We start from the raw sequence: 20,060 nt of genomic DNA, 5'->3' as shown, positions 1-20,060 counted from the left end.
GTATTTTAGTTTGAAAGTCATAAAGTTGAAAGTTGGAAGCCTCTGGACACAGTGCCATTTGACTTGAAGACTTTTGCCTTTTGACTAATTGCTACTTGTAATTTCTTTGAACTAGTTTAACGGCATCAAATACCAACTCTTCTTTATGTAAAACAGCGTCACTTGGTTTTCCTTTGTATTCCCAAGCAGCAACATAAGCGAAGTTAACATCATCACGTTGTGCTTCTCCATCTGGAGTTTGATATTCTTCTCTGAAGTGACCACCACAAGATTCATTACGGTGCAAAGCATCTTTAGCGAACAACTCTCCTAGTTCAAGGAAATCAGCAACACGATTCGCTTTTTCTAATTCTTGGTTGAATCCTTTATCTGTTCCTGGTACTTTTACGTCTTTGTAAAACTCTTCACGTAAAGCAGCAATTTCAGTAATTGCTTCGTTCAATCCTTGCGCATTACGAGCCATACCTACTTTGTCCCACATAATTTTTCCTAATTTCCTGTGGAAATAGTCAACAGAATGTGTTCCATTGTTGTTCATGAATTTATCGATTTGACTTTTTACTCCGTTCTCTGCAGCTTCAAATTCTGGTGTATCAGTAGAGATAGGTCCCATTTTGATATCTGGAGATAAGTAATCACCAATTGTGTATGGCAATACAAAATAACCATCAGCTAAACCTTGCATTAATGCAGAAGCTCCTAATCTATTTGCTCCGTGATCAGAGAAGTTTGATTCTCCAATAGAGAAACATCCTGGAATTGTCGTCATCAAGTTATAATCAACCCATGTTCCACCCATTGTGTAGTGAACCGCTGGATAAATCATCATAGGAGAAGTATAAGGATCTTCATCTACAATTTTATAATACATTTGGAATAAATTCCCGTATTTGTTTTTTACAACCTCAGTACCTAATTTAGTAATTGCCTGTTTATCAGTAGCATCAATTCCTTTTAAAAAGGCTTGCTCTTTTCCGTAACGTTGTATTGCTGCAGCAAAATCAAGGTAAACTGCTTCACCTGTTTTGTTTACTCCAAAACCAGCATCACATCTTTCTTTAGCAGCACGAGAAGCTACATCTCTAGGAACTAAGTTACCAAATGCAGGGTATCTTCTTTCTAAGTAATAATCTCTTTCCGCTTCTGATAAATCAATTGCTTTTTTCTTTCCTTCACGAATTGCTACAGCATCTTCGATTTTTGCAGGAACCCAGATACGTCCATCATTACGTAAAGACTCCGACATCAACGTTAATTTTGATTGGTGATCTCCAGAAACTGGGATACATGTTGGGTGAATTTGTGTGTAACAAGGATTTGCGAAATACGCTCCTTTTTTATGGATTTTCCAAGCTGCAGTAGCGTTAGAACCCATTGCATTTGTTGACAAGAAAAAAACGTTTCCGTATCCACCAGAAGCAATAACTACTGCGTGAGCCGAATGTCTTTCAATTTCACCAGTAATCAAGTTACGAGCGATAATTCCTCTTGCTTTTCCGTTTACGATTACTATATCTAGCATCTCGTGACGGTTGTGCATTTTTATTTTTCCACGACCTATTTGACGGTTCATTGCAGAGTAAGCTCCCAATAATAATTGTTGCCCCGTTTGTCCTCTAGCATAAAACGTTCTAGAAACTAATGCTCCACCAAAAGAACGGTTGTCTAACAGTCCACCATATTCACGTGCCAATGGAACTCCTTGAGATACACACTGGTCGATAATATTATTCGAAACCTCTGCAAGACGGTGAACGTTTGCTTCACGAGCGCGGTAATCTCCTCCTTTTACAGTATCATAAAATAATCTAAAAACAGAATCTCCATCTCCTTGATAATTTTTTGCTGCATTGATTCCTCCTTGTGCTGCAATAGAGTGCGCACGACGAGGTGAATCTTGAAAACAAAAAGCTTTTACGTTATATCCTAATTCTGCTAATGTCGCAGCAGCTGAACCTCCAGCTAATCCTGTTCCAACAACGATAATATCTAAATTACGTTTGTTAGCAGGGTTCACTAAATTAATATGATCTTTATAATCTGTCCATTTATCCGAAATTGGACCACTTGGAATTTTTGAGTCTAATGCCATTATAATTTAATATTAATGATTGAAATGATGAAATAATGCAATAAAAATAAATCCGAAAGGAATGATGAAAGCGAACGCTAGTCCGAAATTTTTCAACCCTTTTGAATATTTATTATTAAAACCAACTGATTGGAAAGAAGAACTAAATCCGTGTTTCAAGTGTAAAGACAACAATACAAATGAAATACAATACAATGCTGTACGAACTGGACTTTCAAACTTCTCTGCTAATTCATGAAAATATCTTGTTTCATCCAATGGATTACCAGCTACATATTTATAAACCATTTCCGGAAACCAGAAGTCATAAAAGTGTAATGCTAAAAAAGCCAAAATAACTGATCCAGTAATAATCATGTTACGAGATGCCCAAGAAGAATTTGCAGCACCATTATTTTTCGCATAAGCAATAGGTCTAGCGCTTCTATTTTTAAAATCTAAAGCAAAACCCATAATAAAGTGAAAGATCACCCCTACGATTAAAATTGGCTGAATTACAAATTGAACCAAAGGATTATTTCCCATAAAATGAGAAATTGAATTGAACGTGTCCGGACTAAACACCGACGTCATATTAATGAAAAAGTGCTGTGCTAGAAACAACATCAGAAAAAGTCCTGAAAGCGCCATAGCAACTTTTTTAGCTATTGACGACTTCAATAATGCAGATTTTGCCATAAGATTTGAATAATTTGTTTTAAAAAATATTACAAAAATAAAGCAAATAGAGTTGAACTACAACCTTTTCGCTGTTATTTATAATGATTTTAAAGTGTTTTAGCCAAAAAAATAACAATCTCTTAAATACCAACATTTAAAACGCTAAACTACTTAAAGTTAGTTAAACAAAACCTTAAGAAAACATAAAACACCCAACTTTAAATCACTAAATAATTGTCTTAATATTATACCTCTAATTAACAATCTATTAATTTTTATTGTCATTTTCTAAAAATTCGGCAAAAACAAATATTCACATTCGCTTTGAAGTTTTTTATCATTACCGAGTGCCCTCACTTTTTCAAAACTGTTTCTTGTAATAAAAGTGAGAAATAACACTAACTTATTTGAGCACTATCAAAAGTGACCCCTTTAAACTTTGGCGAAAGCCAGACATAAAGACTCAAAATAGGCGATTATGTAACAAAAAAAACCTCGGTTGTAAATTATCACAACCGAGGTTTTAAACTTAAAGCAGTAAATTAATTAACTAAATTTCGCCATGTATTGTTGCACAATTAAATCTGTATTTTCGTTACGCTTTTTTTTCTCTAAATGAATTGGCGGTGATGCGCGTTCAAGACAATCTTTAACTGCACAGGTTTCACAAGTAACCCCAACTAATACTTTTTTAATGGTTCCGTTACCAATAAATTTAAATTTCTTTTTCATTGCAGCACTCATCAAAATACCTACAGAAATACTTCTTAAATAATTTTTTCTAAACGGATCTTGAGTCGCTGATGAAAACACTAAATACTCATTATTACTATTATCATAACGGGACATTTGAGCACTAAAATAATGCTCCTTTTTCTCCGCAATTGCAGCTTCAATTGTTCGTATACAAACCCACCTGCGACAATAGTGCTCATTCATTTCATTAGCGTGCGGCTCTTGTTGATTGGTAATATGAAGCTCTTTTTTTATCTGGTACGTATCCGTTCCTATCTTGTGTGATAAACGCAAGAAAAATAAATTTTTTAACTGAAAATCCTTTGGAAGAATGTTGGTTAATCGTTGGTAAAATGATTCTGGCGACACATTAAATTGATTCATCAACGCTATCATCTCGTCTGCAGTTGGGTGGCTTTTTGAAAGAAAAACATTCAACTCGCCAATCAATTTTTTCCTCGGAATCAACAAAGCTCCAGCAAAATAAGAGGCATAGAAATTATTTAAAACCTGATCAAAATTATCAAATTTTATCCAACTAAATGTAAACAAACGATCCTTTATCTTCAAATAATTATAAGCGATTTCTTTAGCCAAAATAAACGCTTTTTGCTGCTGATCAATCTCTAATGACAACAACAATGTTTTACTTTGAGGTACAAATATGGAACGTAAATCCCCTAACTCTTCCTGCTCTGAGAAAATGAGTTCTTGAATAGTGTACCCATATTCTTCTTTCAAAACTGCCGTTAATTCGTCTAACGAAATTTTCTCATTCATATTAATATGGAACGCTTTGGAGAAATCCAAAACCTTTTGCTCTAAATCATCAAAGTAATTATTTTGCGCTTCTTGATACGATCGCAATGCCGCCAAGAAAAAGCTCTCTCTACTTAAATTATAATGCTGCGCAATTTCAATAATCGTACTTATAAACGCATTTACTTTTGCCGGCGCATTGGCAATAATATCAATTAAATCATTTTCTTGAATCCCGAAAATATCAAGCGGAATCTCTTTTAAAATTCCCGATTTCAAAATTTCACCAATAGGTGCAAGATTATTATCTAATTTTAAAGACACCATATGATCGTATGAAACCTCTAACTTTTCAGCCAAAAGAATAATCTTATCGGTCTTAGGATATTTCTTTCCCTTTTCTATTTCGTTCAAATACGACTTTGATAATTCTGTGATTTTGGCTAAGCCAAATAAAGACAACGCCTTATTAGTACGCGCTTGCTTGAGCTTAAGCCCAAAAATTAACTTGATATAATCCTTTTCCATATTCATACTTCAAAGATACGCTAAAAATTAAACTGACTAATAAAAAGTTTTTTATAATTTTAGCGTACGTTCGCTTGTTAAATTAAAAACTTTTCGTAACATTGTCGTGCAAAACACCTTAACCATGATACAAACAACAACTACAATCGAAAAAACACTGCAAATTAAAACAGATTGCAATCAAACATTCCCAGAAATACTTACCGAAGACGCAATAGCGTTTCTTACCTCCTTGCACGATCGTTTTAATAAAAAAAGAATTGCATTACTTGAAGAACGTAAAAAACAGCAACTATTATTTGATGCTGGTAGTTTACCTACTTTCCCTCCAGAAACTAAAAACATTCGTGACAATGAGTGGTTAGCCGCTCCCACACCTGATGACTTGCTTGATCGTAGAGTAGAAATCACAGGGCCCGTTGATAGAAAAATGGTGATAAACGCCTTGAATAGTGGCGCTAGAACTTTTATGGCTGATTTTGAAGACAGCACTGCGCCTACCTGGATCAATGTAATGCAAGGCCAACAAAACTTAATGGATGCAGTTAACAAAACCATTATTCTTGAGGATAAAGCAAAAAACAAAAGATACCAACTCAATGATAAGACTGCTGTTTTACTGGTTCGTCCAAGAGGTTTGCATTTACAAGAAAAACATATTTTAGTTGAAGATCAAGAAACTTCAGGATCACTAGTTGATTTTGGATTGTATGCTTTTCATAATTTTAAAGAATTACTTAAAAACGGATCTGCGCCTTATTTTTATATTCCAAAATTAGAACATTACCTAGAAGCACGCTGGTGGAATGAAGTAATTGACTATACCGAGGATTATCTTGGTATGCAAAGAGGCACGATAAAAGTGACCGTTTTAGTCGAAACGATAACGGCTAGTTTTCAATTAGACGAAATTATTTTTGAACTTAAAGAACATATCGTAGGATTGAACTGTGGTCGCTGGGATTATATTTTTTCATATATCAAAAAATTCAGAAATAATCCCGCTTTTATAGTTCCAAATAGAGACCAAGTAAGCATGACATCCCCTTTTATGAATGCGTATTCGCAATTGGTTATTCAGCGTTGCCACAAAAGAAATATTCACGCAATAGGCGGAATGGCAGCGCAAATTCCGATAAAAAACAATCTTGAAGCTAACACAGTTGCCTTTAATAAAGTAATTGCTGACAAGGAACGAGAAGTCCGTAATGGCCATGATGGAACTTGGGTTGCACATCCTGACTTGATTCCGCTTGCCATGAAAGTTTTCGATAGAGAAATGCCTACCAAGAATCAGATTCATATTAAAAGAGCCGATCTAAACATTTCCGAAAGCGACTTGCTTGAAGTACCCAAAGGAACCATTACTGAAGAAGGCGTTCGTAAAAATATTAACGTTTCTATTTTATATATTGCCTCATGGCTTCATGGACAAGGAGCTGCTGCAATTCATCATTTAATGGAAGATGCCGCTACAGCAGAAATTTCGAGATCGCAATTATGGCAGTGGTTGCAAAACGGAGTTACATTGGACAATAATAAAAAATTAACTAATAGTTACTACAACCGTTTGGCAATGGAAGAATATGAAAAAATAAAAAAATTAGTTGGAGAAGACAACCATCAAGATGGCGAATACAAATTAGCCGAACAATTGCTAGATGTACTGGTTGTAAATCCAAAATTTATTGAATTCTTAACCATACCAGGGTACAAATACCTTTAAATTCTAAAGAGAATAATCGAATAAAAAACTCAAAAACCACCATTAAAACAATACAACCTTTACTAATTCAATTGCGCACTGGCTTGAAAGATTCTTTTAAGCCAATGCGCTTTTTGTTGTTTTTTATATAAAATTATGCAATTCATCATTAGAAACAATTTAATCTTAGTATTTTTGAGTAAACAAAAGTAAAAACTACATTACTATGAAATACCATCAAATTGAGCGTAACTTATTTATAAAAAATCGCGCCAAATTCATGGCTGAAATGAAGCCTAAAAGCGTTGCCATTTTCAACTCTAATGATATTTATCCTATAAGTGCTGATAGCAGCATGCCGTTTGAACAACACCGCGATATTTTTTATCTATCAGGCGTTGATCAAGAAGAAAGTATCCTTTTACTTTTTCCTGATGCTCCTTATGAAGAGCAAAGAGAGATTTTGTTTTTAAAAGAAACGAACGATCACATTGCTGTTTGGGAAGGCGAAAAACTAACTAAAGAACGTGCTCTGGCAGTAACTGGAATAAAAAATGTGCATTGGTTACAGGATTTTGATAAAATTCTGAACGAGATGATGACCTATGCTGACACCATGTACATTAATACCAACGAACATTATCGTGCAGCTGTGGAAACAGAAACTCGTGAGGCTCGTTTTGTAAAAAAATGGAAAGAAAAATATCCAGCACACGCTGTCGCAAAAAGCAACCCTATCTTACAACGCATTCGCTCGATTAAAGAAAGTGAAGAGATTGACTTGATTCAGCAAGCTTGTAACATTACCGAAAAAGGGTTTAGAAGAATTCTTTCTTTCGTGAAACCTAATGTAATGGAATACGAAATCGAAGCTGAATTTATTCATGAATTCATTCGTAACCGTTCTAAAGGTTTCGCTTACACTCCTATTATTGGTTCAGGAAACAGCGCTAATGTGTTGCATTATATTGAAAACAACCAACAATGCAAAGCGGGTGATTTAATTTTAATGGATGTAGGTGCTGAATATGCTAATTATTCTAGTGATATGACGCGTACTATTCCAGTATCTGGTAAATTCTCTGACCGACAAAAAGCAGTTTACAACGCGGTTTTGAAAGTTAAAAATGAAGCAACAAAAATGCTTGTTCCAGGAACTTTATGGAAACAATACCATATTGAAGTAGGTAAACTTATGACATCCGAGTTGTTAGGTCTTGGATTAATCGATAAAGCCGATGTGCAAAACGAAAATCCAGAATGGCCAGCGTACAAAAAATACTTCATGCACGGTACATCACACCACATGGGTCTAGACACACACGATTACGGATTACTAATAGAGCCAATGCAAGCCAATATGGTTTTTACCGTTGAGCCTGGAATTTACATTCCTGCGGAAGGTTTTGGAATCCGTCTTGAAGACGATGTTGTGATCCAAGAAACTGGAGAACCTTTTAACTTAATGCGCAATATTCCTATTGAAGTGGACGAGATTGAAAGCCTGATGCAGTCTTAATATAAAATTGTATCATTATGAGTAAGATAACATTTCCCAACAGAGCCATTTTCATGTGTAATGGCAGCAAATGCGGCAAACACAAGGAAGTTAAAAAATACATCAAGCAAATTAACAAAGAAAATGACACTACAGAAAAGATTGAAATCTTTAAAATGGAATGTTCTGATCGTTGCAAAAGTGCTCCAATAGTCTATTATCAGCCAGAAAATGTTTGGTTAGAAAAAGCTGATGTTGAAATGTGTAAAAAACTAATTGAGAAATAATGTTACAAAAAAAATGCCCTTACTAAACAGTAAGGGCATTTTTATTATCGTCTTGAATTTATTTATTCAACCGAACCTATTTTTGCAATTTGAACATCAAGTTCAAACTTTCCAGTGGCACTGTCTTCGTCAATTAATTCAAAAAGCTCTAGCGCTCTTCTTGCATGTTTTTCTTCCTCACGTTGCTCAACAACATACCACATCATAAACTCTTCTGTAGCATAATCATTCTCCAATCTACATTTTGCAATTACCTTATTGATTGCATTTGTAACTGCAATTTCATTGTCAAGAGCAATTTCAAATACTGATTTAAATGAAGCAAATTCTTGTTGCACTTCAGCAACAGTAGGTGTAATCGCAATACCACCAGCTTCAGTGATGTATTTAAAAATTTTAAGAAAATGCGCTCTTTCTTCCTCAGATTGTTTGTACATATAATCCGCTGTGTTCGCAAATCCATTTCTATCCAACCAGGAAGCCATGGCCAAATATTTATTAGAAGCGTCACTTTCTATCTTAGACTGTAAATTTAATATCGTTTCTATACCTTCTTGCAAAGACGAGTTTGTTCTCAATAAATCTTTCATAATTTCCTTCTTTAAAAGTAAAATTACAAAAAAATTATCCAAGAAGAGAACCTACAATTCTCTTTGTATTTATTCTAAATTAATAGATTAGGCTACTTCTACGCTTAAAACCGAATTAAGCATCGAATACAAATTAAGGGTAAATTTGGTTCCATTCAATAATTCTCTAAGCTGAACTATTTCGCAAATGGTCAGGTTTCGAGAAAAATTTCTTTTAGTAGTCTCAATCAATTGCGCATCTGATTGATCAGACAGGTCATAAAGCATCTCCAAAATTAAGACACTATTCACCTTTCTCTGAAAAATTAAAAAATCACGCACCTTGTAGCTAGAAGTAGTCCCTACAAAGTGAATTACAATACTATTTGTTAGGTCGCACTGATAGCTATAACCGTTTGCCGTTTCAAATAATACGTTATTCTTCAATTGATTAAACTCTGACATTACATTAAAATTTTATAATGCAACAAATTTAAAAAAATAAAACCAAAACATCAATTATAATTAAGACTAATTTTAAATAAGAAAGCTTTTTAACTATTTATGATTTCCGGGTATTCTTTTTTGGAGCATAACGACTCATTTTTAAAATAACAACTCGTCCTGCTGTACGTTATATCTCTTGTACCGCTAGCGCTTTACAAGAGGATGCCACTCCCATCAGGGCTATAAACAACTAGTGTTTTTCATAAGTTTATTGTTAAATCAAATATTAAAGCCCAAAATTAATGTAACATTTAGCCTTAAACATCAACTAATTAGTTCAATCAAAAAACAAAAAATCATGCAAGCACACGAAATAGATTACGAAATTTTTGGCGAAGAAATGCAATACGTCGAAATCGAATTAGATCCACAAGAAATTGTAATTGCTGAGGCAGGAAGTTTCATGATGATGGATAACAACATCCAGATGGAAACCATCTTTGGAGATGGATCAAAACAACAATCTGGAATTTTTGACAAACTACTAAGTGCAGGAAAAAGAGTTTTAACCGGCGAAAGTATGTTCATGACTGCCTTTATCAATCAGCATCACAGTAAAGGAAAAGTTTCATTTGCTTCTCCTTATCCTGGAAAAATCCTTCCTATTGACTTAACCCAATTCCAAGGAAAATTCATCTGTCAAAAAAGCTCTTTTTTATGCGCCGCAAAAGGCGTTGCTGTTGGAATCGAATTTTCTAAAAAATTAGGCCGTGGTCTTTTTGGTGGTGAAGGATTCATCATGCAAAAGATAGAAGGCGACGGAATGGCGTTTGTACATTCTGGAGGAACCATGGCCAAAAAAGAACTAAAAGCAGGTGAAATACTAAAAGTAGACACTGGTTGCATCATCGGTTTTACCAAAGATGTTGATTATGATATCGAGTTCATTGGCGGAATCAAGAACTCCATTTTTGGAGGCGAAGGATTGTTCTACGCCACGCTTCGTGGTCCTGGAACCGTTTATGTACAATCGTTACCATTCAGCCGCCTTGCCGATAGAATCATCGCATCAGCACCAAAAGCTGGTGGAGAGAGTCGTGGAGAAGGCAGTTTACTAGGCGGATTAGGTAATTTACTAGATGGTGATAATCGATTTTAACCACTAAAATTATTCATCCCATTGGTCATCCGAGGAACGAGGAATCTCATTATCAAAGTCATTAATGTGGTTTACAGTTCCTCAAAATGACAAAAACTTATTTAATTTTTAATAATTCCCCAATTATATCGTGTTTGAATTTACTAAACGGTCTTTTATGATAATCTTCTTCTTTGATTTCTATGCTAAAAATCATTCTATAAGCTTCTTCTTTAGACATAGAAAGATCTGTGAATGTTTTGTTTAATAAAATATCTAAATAATTGTTTGAATATTTATAACGAAGATCTATTAAGTCTTTCAACTCTCTTTCAGAATGCGCATCGTAAATTTGTTTTGTTTTGTTGAATTTTAATGTTTCCTTCGTTTTGATATTTACAACATTTATTTTCATTTTAAAATCATTTAATGAATGATAATCATAGCTAAATGTAAATTCATTTTTGTCAAAATAAGGATGATTCATTTTATCTAAAGCTTCTAGCCAATTATAATTTTTAGAAGCTCCTTTTATATGATTACAAGAATGGCAACTTGGAATTAAATTATAAAATGATAATGCCAAAATTGGAAATTCTGCTTTTGGAAACCAATGATCTAATTCTGCTCTTGCATTATTACCCCCAAAGTATAAAGTATAATTTCTATTACAATACACACAGGTATCAATATTTAATAGATTTAAAAATTCTTTGTTTGGAAAACTACCATAACCTGTTTGAATGAAAAAGCTCTTAATTAATTCAATTTGGTGTTTTGAAAATTGTTTCTTTTTATATTCTTCATGAATTTCAATTAAACGATTTGGTTTTCCAATTATCAATTCTAATTTATTCTTAGATAAGAAAGAAATGAAGTCTTTACATATATTCTCAATTTTATTGTTTCTTATGATATAACCGTTGGAAATTAGATTTTCAAAAGTTTCTAAAACTTTTTCGTGATGAAACTTAACGGCTTCATCTGTTGGATTTATTTTAATCATTCTATACCAAATTTAGATTTTAAAAAATCAATTTCTTTTCTGGCTAATTCTTTTTGAAAATCTTTACCTCCCTTTAATTCATCAATCATTTCTGCTAATTTCATTTTTAAAATGGGTTCGTCAATTAGTTCAATAATTTGTTTGTGATGATTGTATTCATTCGCATTAAAGGGTTCGCCAGGCTTGTTGTCTTTTTTATAGTTTTCTAAATTTATCCATTCTATAGTATTTTCAATTTTAGCTTTTGCAAAATCCCCCATTAAACCGTTATCGACAAAAAAACTATCTGCTAATAAATCGGTAATATTTGCTCCAAAAGATTTTTTGGGTTTACTTTCATCATTAAGAATAACCATTTTACCATTCTCTTTTTTTAAATAAACAATATTGCTATTTGGAATGTCTGATAATGTTAAAGGATCGTGAGTTGTGAATATGATTTGTATTCTCATTCCAATAAAAATCTTTGGCAAAATTTTTACTAAAGTGTTGACAAACATTTTTTTCCACTTAGGATGAAGTCCTAAATCAGCCTCATCTAAAAATAAAATCTTGGGTAAATTAACATTTGTATTTACTTCTTTGTTTTCATGCAATAGTGAAATAAGATTAAAAACCATTTCTTCGCCTGAGCTAATTATTTTATCAGGATGAAATTTTAAAAATTGATAATTGTCAATTTTAAAATCATTTAACTTTGAAATGATATTGTCGTGTAAAAACAAAAATTCACTAGCTGAAATAAAATTTAAATTAAACTCATTGCTTCGGTTTAATTTAATCTCACCATTGTCAAAAAAGGTTTCAATTTTTAAAATAAAATCACAAAAAGATTGGAACGGAAAAGTAAATTCAGAGTTTTTATCATTAATATCAACAAAGTAAAAATTATCAATCAGTAATTTTAATAAATCCTTTGAGCTAGTTAGTAAGGTTAGATCATCGAAAACTTTGTTGTTTTTTATTTTTGGATAAATTCTATTTGTTTCTTCTTGATTAAAAATGGTGTTAGAAATAAATGTCATAAAATATTTCATCAAAAATTTCACAATTTCATTTTTTGTGTTTTTCTCAGTAAAAGTATTAGTTGAATTTAAATCTTCTAAATAAATATTAATAGAATTAAAAATCTTATACGTCTCAATTACTTGTTCTTTTAGTGTTTTACCGCCTGGTGAGTTAAGATTTTTTATTGATTTAAGATAATTGTAATCTGCCTCGATTCTTTTAATCTCTATTTTAATAGTATCAAAAACAGGTAATGTAAATTCATCCAGAATAGTTGTAATTTCTTTGTTAGAAAGTATTTTCATCCATCTCTTTAATTGAGAATTTTTATAAAAGGAAAAATTAGCTTTAGATGATAACTTAGGATTTAAATCGTTTAATATTTGATTCTTTAATGATAAATCAATAGAGTTATGTTTTTCCTGATGAATTCTACTGTCACTTAAATAATTTGAAAAATAGATAGGGAAACCATAAAACGGAGATTTTTCATTTTTAGCATCAAAGTTTTTAGAAACAACTTTAAAATCATTTTCTAAATTAAAAAATGAATAATATTTAATTCTATCAGTTTCTTCAATAACGAAAAAAACACATCTTTCATCGCCAGTTCTTACCGGAATTAATTGATTAAATAATTTTGTTAATAAACTGGTTTTACCAGTTCCATTTTCTCCAACAATAGCCGAAACTAATGCGATATCTTCGCCGAAAAAGTGTTCAATATAATTTATATTAGGCTTACAACTTAATGCAACTGATTTATCATCATAAGATTCTATGTAATAATTATTCTTACCGCCTAAATTGATTATTTGAGGTTTATCAAATAAAAATTCATGATTGTGAATATAAATTGCAGCTATCTTGGAAGAATGTCTACTGATATCAAATATGTCTTTTTTTAAAAAATTATCAATGTAAGATTGGCTATTTATTGTATGGTTATTATAACCAAAAAGAATTAATTTTTTTAGATTTTCTAAAGGTCTAAAATCTTTAATTGGATTATTTCTTAAATCTAATTCTTTTAAATTTTCAAACTCTTTTATGAAAGAAATATTAGTTATTTTGTTTTCAAATAGATTCAACGAAATAATTTCTCCGTTATCATTTACTTTGAAAGTATTTTTATTTTCAGAATCAAAAAAATCATTAACTGTCGACAAGCTAATTTCAATACCTAATTCTTCCTCTAACTTTAAAATACTTCTTGGCTTCATATAAAAATCCTTTTCTCAAATATACTGACTTTTAGTACAAATAAGAATTACAAACGTTATGTAAAAAGATTTTTTATCAACAAGTTGGAAAGCGTAAATAGAAGAAATAGAGAAAATCCTTAGGTACTATCTTTAAAACCTAATTTGTTTTAATTTATTTTCAATATATTTGGATTAGCAGAGAGGAAACGTACTGCGATTTTTCGTTGAATGTTTACCTTGTTTAGCCTCAACTTGTTTGGGGCTAATTTTTTAATCCGTTTTTGCGTTTGTGCCTTTTTCAAAGGCAAGCAGAGAAGAAAGCTCCTGCTCCTTTTCTTGAATATTTATTTGATAATCAGAATCGTATCGCTCATTTTTCTTCCACAAATGATAGACCATCACTAATAATTTTTTTTGTACCGCTACATAACTTTTCATTTTTATAGCATGTTTTTCAAATGTCCTATTATATAAATCTAAAAACGGTTTTTCTTTACACGTTATAACCACTAAAGACGGCATATGAAGTGCTCTTCTTATTCTTGAATTACCTTTTTTTGATATTTTAGTCTTTCCTACTCTTGTTCCAGATTGGGCTTCTACAACATCATAACCAGCATAAGATACCAATTGCTTATAATTTTCGAATAGTTCAAAACCATTAGTTTCTGCTATTAAAGTTGCAATTGTTAAATAACCTAAGCCTTTCATTGCTAGAATATTTAAGCATTTTCTATAAACCACATCATCTGATTTTAAATGTAATTTCATCTTTTTACTTAACTCTTTCAACTGAGAATCAAAAAGGGCTAAAGTGGTTTTAAGTTGTTCAATTGTCATTTCACAAGGATACATACCGTGCTTTAATGCATGAATTTGGTTACTTATAACTGTTTTTAACTCTTGTATATTTTGATGTTGCCTAGTGTAATTGCGTAATTCATAATAATACCGACCTAGCGGTTGCCAAAGTCCTAAGCATTGTTCAGCTCCCATTTGTGCTAACCCTCTAGCGTCAATACTATCATTTTTTGATTTTAAACCTAAGCATTCTAAATATTTCTTTGCCTTATTGGGTAAAACAATAGATAGTTGGTATCCTTTTTCAAATAAATATAAGGCACAATTTTCATGATAGACACCTGTGGCTTCCATGCAAACAACCAAAGGTAACTCCGTAGCTTTATGCCATTTTGTTATCCAGGAGTCTAAATTTTTAAAACCACAGACAGTGTTGTTAAATGTAATTTTAGACATAAACTGAACTTGCTGATTTTGGTCGATCACACAAATAGATCCGTCTATTTTTTTACTAGAAACATCTAATCCTACAGAATACTTTAAAGTCATAACATTGGCTGTTTAAGACAAACAAAAAACTACATGGGTCTTGGCTCATTAGTTATACTGCATCTAAATTAAAAACCTAGTGCTTAAGTACTATTGCGACTTGAAATGTAATTAAAATGAAGTTGATTAACCTAACTTACAATATCGTACTAAACGTATCTGGCCCCGATAGAATTTTGCAACTTCATTTTGTTTATCAATTATTACTATTTTAAAGATAAGTATTTTATCATTTTGTAACTATAACAAAGATATGAGCCCCGATTGTAGCGGCATCCTTTTATCCCGATACTTATCGGGATAAAAGATACAGCGGAAAGCGGGACAAATCATGAAAAATACGGAGGGCCTGTGCTCCTAAAAAAATAAATAGTCCTACTTTTGTACTCTAAAATTTAGATTTGAAAACTACGCAATTTAAAAATACTAGTATTGCCTACACTGATACCGGCAAAGGAACGGCAATTGTGCTACTACATGGTTTTCTTGAAAATCAAGTAATGTGGGAACATTATATCGCTCCTTTTTCAAAAAAAAATCGAGTGATTACTATTGATTTATTAGGGCATGGTGCAACCGAATGTTTGGGATATGTGCACAGTATGGAGGACAATGCAGATGCTGTTCATGCGGTTTTATCTGAATTACGCATTCGGAAAGCTATTTTTGTTGGACATTCTATGGGCGGTTATGTAGCGCTAGCTTTCGCGGAGTTGTATCCTGATTTTATAAAAGGTCTTGTTTTATTAAATTCTACCGCAAACGCAGATAGTGAAGAACGCAAAATCAATCGAGATCGCGCGATCAAAGCAGTTAAGCAAAGCTATGTTGGTTTTGTAAGCTTGGCTATTGGTAATTTATTCAGTGAAAACAACCGAGAAAGATTGCGTATCGAAATTGAAAATGTAAAAACTGCAGCTTTAAAAACACCACTACAAGCCATTGTTGCTTCTTTGGAAGGAATGAAAATAAGAGTGGACCGCGAAGTTTTACTTCACCAGACAACGTATCCAAAAATGCTTATTCTTGGCGAAAAAGATCCTGTTTTAAATTATCAAGAAACAAAAAAACAAATTATAAATACAAATGTTGAATTGGTTACTTTCCCTGACGGACACATGTCACATATCGAAAATCAAGAGGCACTAACTACCGTTTTATTAGACTTTTTTAAGAAAATTTAAAGAGCGCCTTCTCTCAAATAGCCCATTTCAATCAATTCCTTTTTAGTGGTCAAATGGTGCGCTTTGCCTTCTTTCATTAGTATTAACTTAGTTGCAATCGCAATTACGTTTTCATAGTTATGATCAGTAATTATAATTCCTTTTTGTTTTGCATGCTGTTGCAATAATAGATTGACTTTCTCAACAGCTATTGGAGAAAGTCCATTGTAAGGCTCGTCTAAAAGCACAAATTTAGAAGCGTTACATAAAACCAACTTGATTTCGAGATACCGCAATTCTCCTCCTGATAAGTGACTGATTTTTTTTGTTCGTATAGCTTGGATTGCTTCATCTTCATAAAACGCTTCGATTTTATTATTGCCTAATGACAACGAAATAGCTTTAGCAACCGATAAGTGATTTGGGATAAAATTATCCTGAGACAAATAACTTATTTCTTGAAACAATTCACTGGTTTTACTTTTTACGACATTATCAATTCGTACAAATTTGAAGTCAGCAGCTTCAATTCCGAAAATAATTTTCAACAAAGTCGATTTCCCAGAACCATTGCGACCCAACAAACCTATTATATCATTTGTTTCACACTTTAGATACACATCTGAAAGAATCGATTTATTATCAAAACTTTTCTGTACACTATCGATTTCTAGTATGTGTTTTTTCAAAATAGTTTGCTGATGAAATTAAAGAGAAGGCTTATAAAAACAAGTGCCACAAAATTGAAACACCAAGCATACAACCACAACTCAATTTTAGAAATGCTGTTATTGTAGTAAAATAAATATTCGTTTTTAGCCTTAATTTCTTTGGTTAATAAACTTATACCAAAACCCACCGTTAAGAACGTGTACTTAAAAGCAAAAAAACCTAAAAAAAGAACAGGTAACACGCAAAAAGCTAAATTAATAACTAAGGTGCTTTTAAAGAATTCGAATATGTTAAGCGCTTTTTTGATGTTGATTATTTTATGTAAAGAAAATAAATTCTCACAATTAAAATACTAAAACCATGTTAATTAAAACCTTGCACAGCTGTCAAACTACTTTTACGCAATTAGCAGTTAAAAACTAAACTACTTTTTCCTCAAACGGAATGTTTTTATCTAAAATCTCTTGTAGCAACAAAACAATTTGCTCTAGGTAATTACTCATTATCGTTTCGTTTACAATGAATTCGCTTTCTTTTTCTTCTTTAAAAATAAAAGGTAAAAATCCAGATTTTAAATTTTTGAATGAAATGATTCCCGCTTCAATGGGTTTTCCTTTTGCTTCGTTCTCATACATAAAAGCATACGCTAGAACCTGAATAATTTTATCGTTTTTAATATCCTCCGTCAGTCCTTTCCAAGTTTTAAGTATTACACTCGCTTTTTCTACCTTTCCTGTTTTGTAATCTACAATTCTAATATTGCCGTTGCGCTCTTCAATTCGATCCACATTACCTTTAATCAGCACTGGAAATGGTAAATTAGGATGCGTTAACGTTCTTTGAAAAGTTTGTTCTAAAGCAATAATCTTGATTGCATCGCCACTTTTTATACTTTCTAATTCTACTTTTAAGAAATTAAAAACATTACGTTTAGCCACCTCAAAAGCAAGTAGATTTCTTCCTTTTTTAATTTCTCCTTCTTTATAAACCACCTTAAACTGCTTAAGTACCTCAGCATCTATTAATTTAAAGCAGTTTTCAATATCAGCCTCTGAAATAAATTTCCCAATAAAAGGTTCGTACAATACTTTTAAAGTTTCGTGAATAATGGTTCCCAAGGTATTCAAAGCAATATTTTCTTCGACTTCTTCGACTTCGCGAATGCGCAGTATCTTTTGAAAATAAAACTGTATTGGATTCCGAATATAACTTGTCAATGCCGAAGGCGAAAAACCAGCTGCGGCAATCTCTTTCAAACGCACCATCACACTATCTGATTTTTGAATAATCATCGGTTTATAAGCCGTTTCGGGTAATACGGCATTATAAATCTCATGGGATAAAGTGTGATTGGGTTGTTTTTCTACTTCAAGTTGCGTGATAAACCTGCTTTTCTCTCCAGCATCTAGTCCGTCACTCTCAGTATTATATAACAAATAAATATTTTTGGCACGCTGCAATAAATGGTAAAAGTGATAAGTATAAATCGCATCTTTTTCTTTAAAAGTGGGCAAACCTAACTCGCGTTTCACGTCATAAGGAATAAAAGAATTCTGGGATTTACCTGCTGGAAACTTCCCCTCATTCATCGAGGTTACGATAACCGTATCAAAATCAAGAACACGACTTTCTAAAACACCCATTATTTGCAAACCATTAAGTGGTTCTCCTTCAAAAGAAACTTCGGCCAGGTCAATCACTTGTTTGTATATGGCGTGTAGTGTGTCAATTTTATCAATATGCGTGTGTTGCGAATAATAATTAATCAGCTTATTGATGACTTTAAAAATAGCAAAAACAAATGCTTTAGTTATTTTCTCTTCCTCATTATCATTACTCAAATTATTCTTGATCGTCAATAATAAAACAGAAAGCATTTGTAAAACTGTCATGGAGCCATTGTCCCATTTGGTAAATAACAACGAGAATAATTCTGTTGGTTCTGGATTCAGCTCCATTACCTTTTGATGCGTAATAAAAGTATAATTATTTTGATTGATTGTATTGACCAATCCAGTAGTTTTGGCGTAGGGTTCTACTAATGGATGCGTCAAAATATCCAATACATCTTTATAATACAACACATAACTTTTTGCATTTCGAGACAAAGCGTTAGTATGCATTTTGAATAGTTTGGCAATCAATATTTGTGCAGGATTGTTCTTGCTCGAATAACCCATCGTAATATTTAAAGCGCCTACGGTTGATGGCAATGAATACAATAGCGGTACCAACACATTCTCCTCACCTAGAACAACCGCCACTTTATCCAATGAAGCTGTTGGGTTTTCGTTGATGATTTTTTCTATGATAGTTCCCGCAATTTTGGCTTGCCCAATGGTTTTGGGTGTACCAATAACTTGAATGTTTTTTGTTTCAGCAAAATCATTTACAATCCATTCAAAAGGGTTGGATTTATAATGTTTCCAGTTCGCTTTAAATCGTCTTAAAAAAAGCCCTGCGTCATGATACGGATCATTTAAAAAGGTTTGATCTGCATCCCAGTATATTTTGGCTTGGTTCGAAGCAATAAGATGTTGAATTATTTTTTCTTCGGAAGCATTTAAGGCATTAAAGCCTGCAAATACATATTTTTTATCTGTAATTGTTTTGGAAAAAGGAATGAGATTGTCAACTGCCTGACGGTAAATTAGTCCTTGGTATCCAATCCCCTTTTTAAGAAGGTGCGCATAAAGTGCTTGATAGTAATTAGGTAGTAATTTCCAGAAATCAATGTAGTTTTCGAGTAGTTGTGTTTTATTCTCCACTTCTATTCCCCATTTTTTGATATCTTCAATGTCTTTTAGGTAAGACAAAACATGAGTGGGATCTAATAAATAGCGATCAATCTCATTAAAATCTTGCAAAAGCATTTTGGCCCAATTGGCAAATAACTCAAACGATTGTTGACTGGATTTTTCAGTGACTGACAAATATACTTCATAAAACTCGAATAACAATTCAATAGGATCAACGGTGCGTATAGCTGCAATATCTTGAATAAAATCCTCAATACTAATAATTTCAGGAGAAAGTATATTAGCACTCACTTGTTTTTTTAAGGCTTCGATTAAGAATATCTTAGCTCTCTTATTGGGTAAGACTACAATAGTATCCGATAATTTACCAGAGTAATCTTGAATTAAAACTTGTGCAATTTTATCTAAAAAAGAAGAATTTATCATTTTATAAAAATAAAAAAAACGCCCCGATAAATCGAGGCGTTTTCTATAAATAT

Annotated in this window: 15 protein-coding genes; 5 read left to right on the top strand and 10 right to left on the bottom strand. The window is 32.5% G+C overall.

Annotation, left to right across the window (positions count from 1 at the left end; translation table 11 throughout):
* Positions 1–91: 91 nt before the first annotated feature.
* The 3 genes from ACVEGE_RS08460 to ACVEGE_RS08450 all read right to left on the bottom strand — a co-directional run bounded on the left by ACVEGE_RS08460 (position 92) and on the right by ACVEGE_RS08450 (position 4,780).
* On the bottom strand, positions 92–2,092 hold the full coding sequence (locus ACVEGE_RS08460) for a fumarate reductase/succinate dehydrogenase flavoprotein subunit (RefSeq protein WP_192501825.1): 2,001 nt from the start codon (positions 2,090–2,092) through the stop codon (positions 92–94).
* Positions 2,093–2,104: 12 nt separating this feature from the next.
* The gene (locus tag ACVEGE_RS08455) at positions 2,105–2,770 is read right to left on the bottom strand and encodes a succinate dehydrogenase cytochrome b subunit (RefSeq protein WP_192501824.1); all 666 of its coding nucleotides are present in this window, start codon (positions 2,768–2,770) and stop codon (positions 2,105–2,107) included.
* Positions 2,771–3,298: 528 nt separating this feature from the next.
* Positions 3,299–4,780: a helix-turn-helix domain-containing protein gene (locus ACVEGE_RS08450; protein ID WP_192501823.1), complete on the bottom strand. Its 1,482-nt coding sequence runs from the start codon at positions 4,778–4,780 to the stop codon at positions 3,299–3,301.
* Positions 4,781–4,898: 118 nt separating this feature from the next.
* On the opposite strand from ACVEGE_RS08450, the gene aceB reads away from it, so the two are divergent.
* From aceB to ACVEGE_RS08435, 3 genes are all read left to right on the top strand, one after another.
* Complete coding sequence (aceB, locus tag ACVEGE_RS08445) at positions 4,899–6,500, top strand: malate synthase A (protein ID WP_192501822.1); 1,602 nt, start codon at positions 4,899–4,901, stop codon at positions 6,498–6,500.
* Between the two features lie 205 nt (positions 6,501–6,705).
* Complete coding sequence (locus ACVEGE_RS08440; protein ID WP_192501821.1) at positions 6,706–7,998, top strand: aminopeptidase P family protein; 1,293 nt, start codon at positions 6,706–6,708, stop codon at positions 7,996–7,998.
* 17 nt (positions 7,999–8,015) lie between these two features.
* Positions 8,016–8,264 carry a (2Fe-2S) ferredoxin domain-containing protein gene (locus ACVEGE_RS08435; RefSeq protein WP_192501820.1) on the top strand — a complete coding sequence of 83 codons (249 nt, stop codon included), beginning with the start codon at positions 8,016–8,018 and terminating at the stop codon, positions 8,262–8,264.
* Positions 8,265–8,326: 62 nt separating this feature from the next.
* Here the strand turns inward: ACVEGE_RS08435 and ACVEGE_RS08430 are convergent, their stop codons facing one another.
* Positions 8,327–8,854: a ferritin gene (locus ACVEGE_RS08430; protein WP_173851066.1), complete on the bottom strand. Its 528-nt coding sequence runs from the start codon at positions 8,852–8,854 to the stop codon at positions 8,327–8,329.
* A gap of 87 nt (positions 8,855–8,941) precedes the next feature.
* Positions 8,942–9,298: a hypothetical protein gene (locus ACVEGE_RS08425; protein ID WP_173851068.1), complete on the bottom strand. Its 357-nt coding sequence runs from the start codon at positions 9,296–9,298 to the stop codon at positions 8,942–8,944.
* A 340-nt stretch (positions 9,299–9,638) separates the two neighbouring features.
* Between ACVEGE_RS08425 and ACVEGE_RS08420 the strand changes: the two genes are divergently transcribed.
* Positions 9,639–10,439, top strand: a complete 801-nt coding sequence (locus ACVEGE_RS08420; protein ID WP_192501819.1) for a TIGR00266 family protein — start codon at positions 9,639–9,641, stop codon at positions 10,437–10,439.
* A gap of 97 nt (positions 10,440–10,536) precedes the next feature.
* Here ACVEGE_RS08420 and ACVEGE_RS08415 read toward each other — a convergent pair whose 3' ends face one another.
* From ACVEGE_RS08415 to ACVEGE_RS08405, 3 genes are all read right to left on the bottom strand, one after another.
* The gene (locus ACVEGE_RS08415; RefSeq protein ID WP_192501818.1) at positions 10,537–11,424 is read right to left on the bottom strand and encodes an HNH endonuclease; all 888 of its coding nucleotides are present in this window, start codon (positions 11,422–11,424) and stop codon (positions 10,537–10,539) included.
* The gene (locus ACVEGE_RS08410; RefSeq protein WP_192501817.1) at positions 11,421–13,655 is read right to left on the bottom strand and encodes an AAA family ATPase; all 2,235 of its coding nucleotides are present in this window, start codon (positions 13,653–13,655) and stop codon (positions 11,421–11,423) included. The genes ACVEGE_RS08415 and ACVEGE_RS08410 overlap by 4 nt, the downstream gene beginning before the upstream one ends.
* 252 nt (positions 13,656–13,907) lie before the next feature.
* The gene (locus ACVEGE_RS08405) at positions 13,908–14,987 is read right to left on the bottom strand and encodes an IS110 family RNA-guided transposase (RefSeq protein ID WP_458008546.1); all 1,080 of its coding nucleotides are present in this window, start codon (positions 14,985–14,987) and stop codon (positions 13,908–13,910) included.
* A gap of 401 nt (positions 14,988–15,388) precedes the next feature.
* Here ACVEGE_RS08405 and ACVEGE_RS08400 point away from each other — a divergent pair, with 401 nt between their 5' ends.
* A complete protein-coding gene (locus ACVEGE_RS08400; RefSeq protein ID WP_192499970.1) occupies positions 15,389–16,171 on the top strand; it encodes an alpha/beta fold hydrolase in 783 nt (260 codons plus the stop codon).
* Here ACVEGE_RS08400 and ACVEGE_RS08395 read toward each other — a convergent pair.
* Both ACVEGE_RS08395 and ACVEGE_RS08390 read right to left on the bottom strand, forming a co-directional pair.
* Complete coding sequence (locus tag ACVEGE_RS08395) at positions 16,168–16,839, bottom strand: ATP-binding cassette domain-containing protein (protein ID WP_192499969.1); 672 nt, start codon at positions 16,837–16,839, stop codon at positions 16,168–16,170. The genes ACVEGE_RS08400 and ACVEGE_RS08395 overlap by 4 nt on opposite strands.
* Before the next feature lie 402 nt (positions 16,840–17,241).
* Positions 17,242–20,007: a PD-(D/E)XK nuclease family protein gene (locus ACVEGE_RS08390; protein WP_192499968.1), complete on the bottom strand. Its 2,766-nt coding sequence runs from the start codon at positions 20,005–20,007 to the stop codon at positions 17,242–17,244.
* Positions 20,008–20,060: the final 53 nt, after the last annotated feature.

It is taken from the genome of Flavobacterium sp. PL002 (assembly GCF_054165825.1).
The sequence above is the reverse complement of the archived record's forward strand: the minus strand, read 5'-3'. Positions and strand labels throughout refer to the sequence as shown.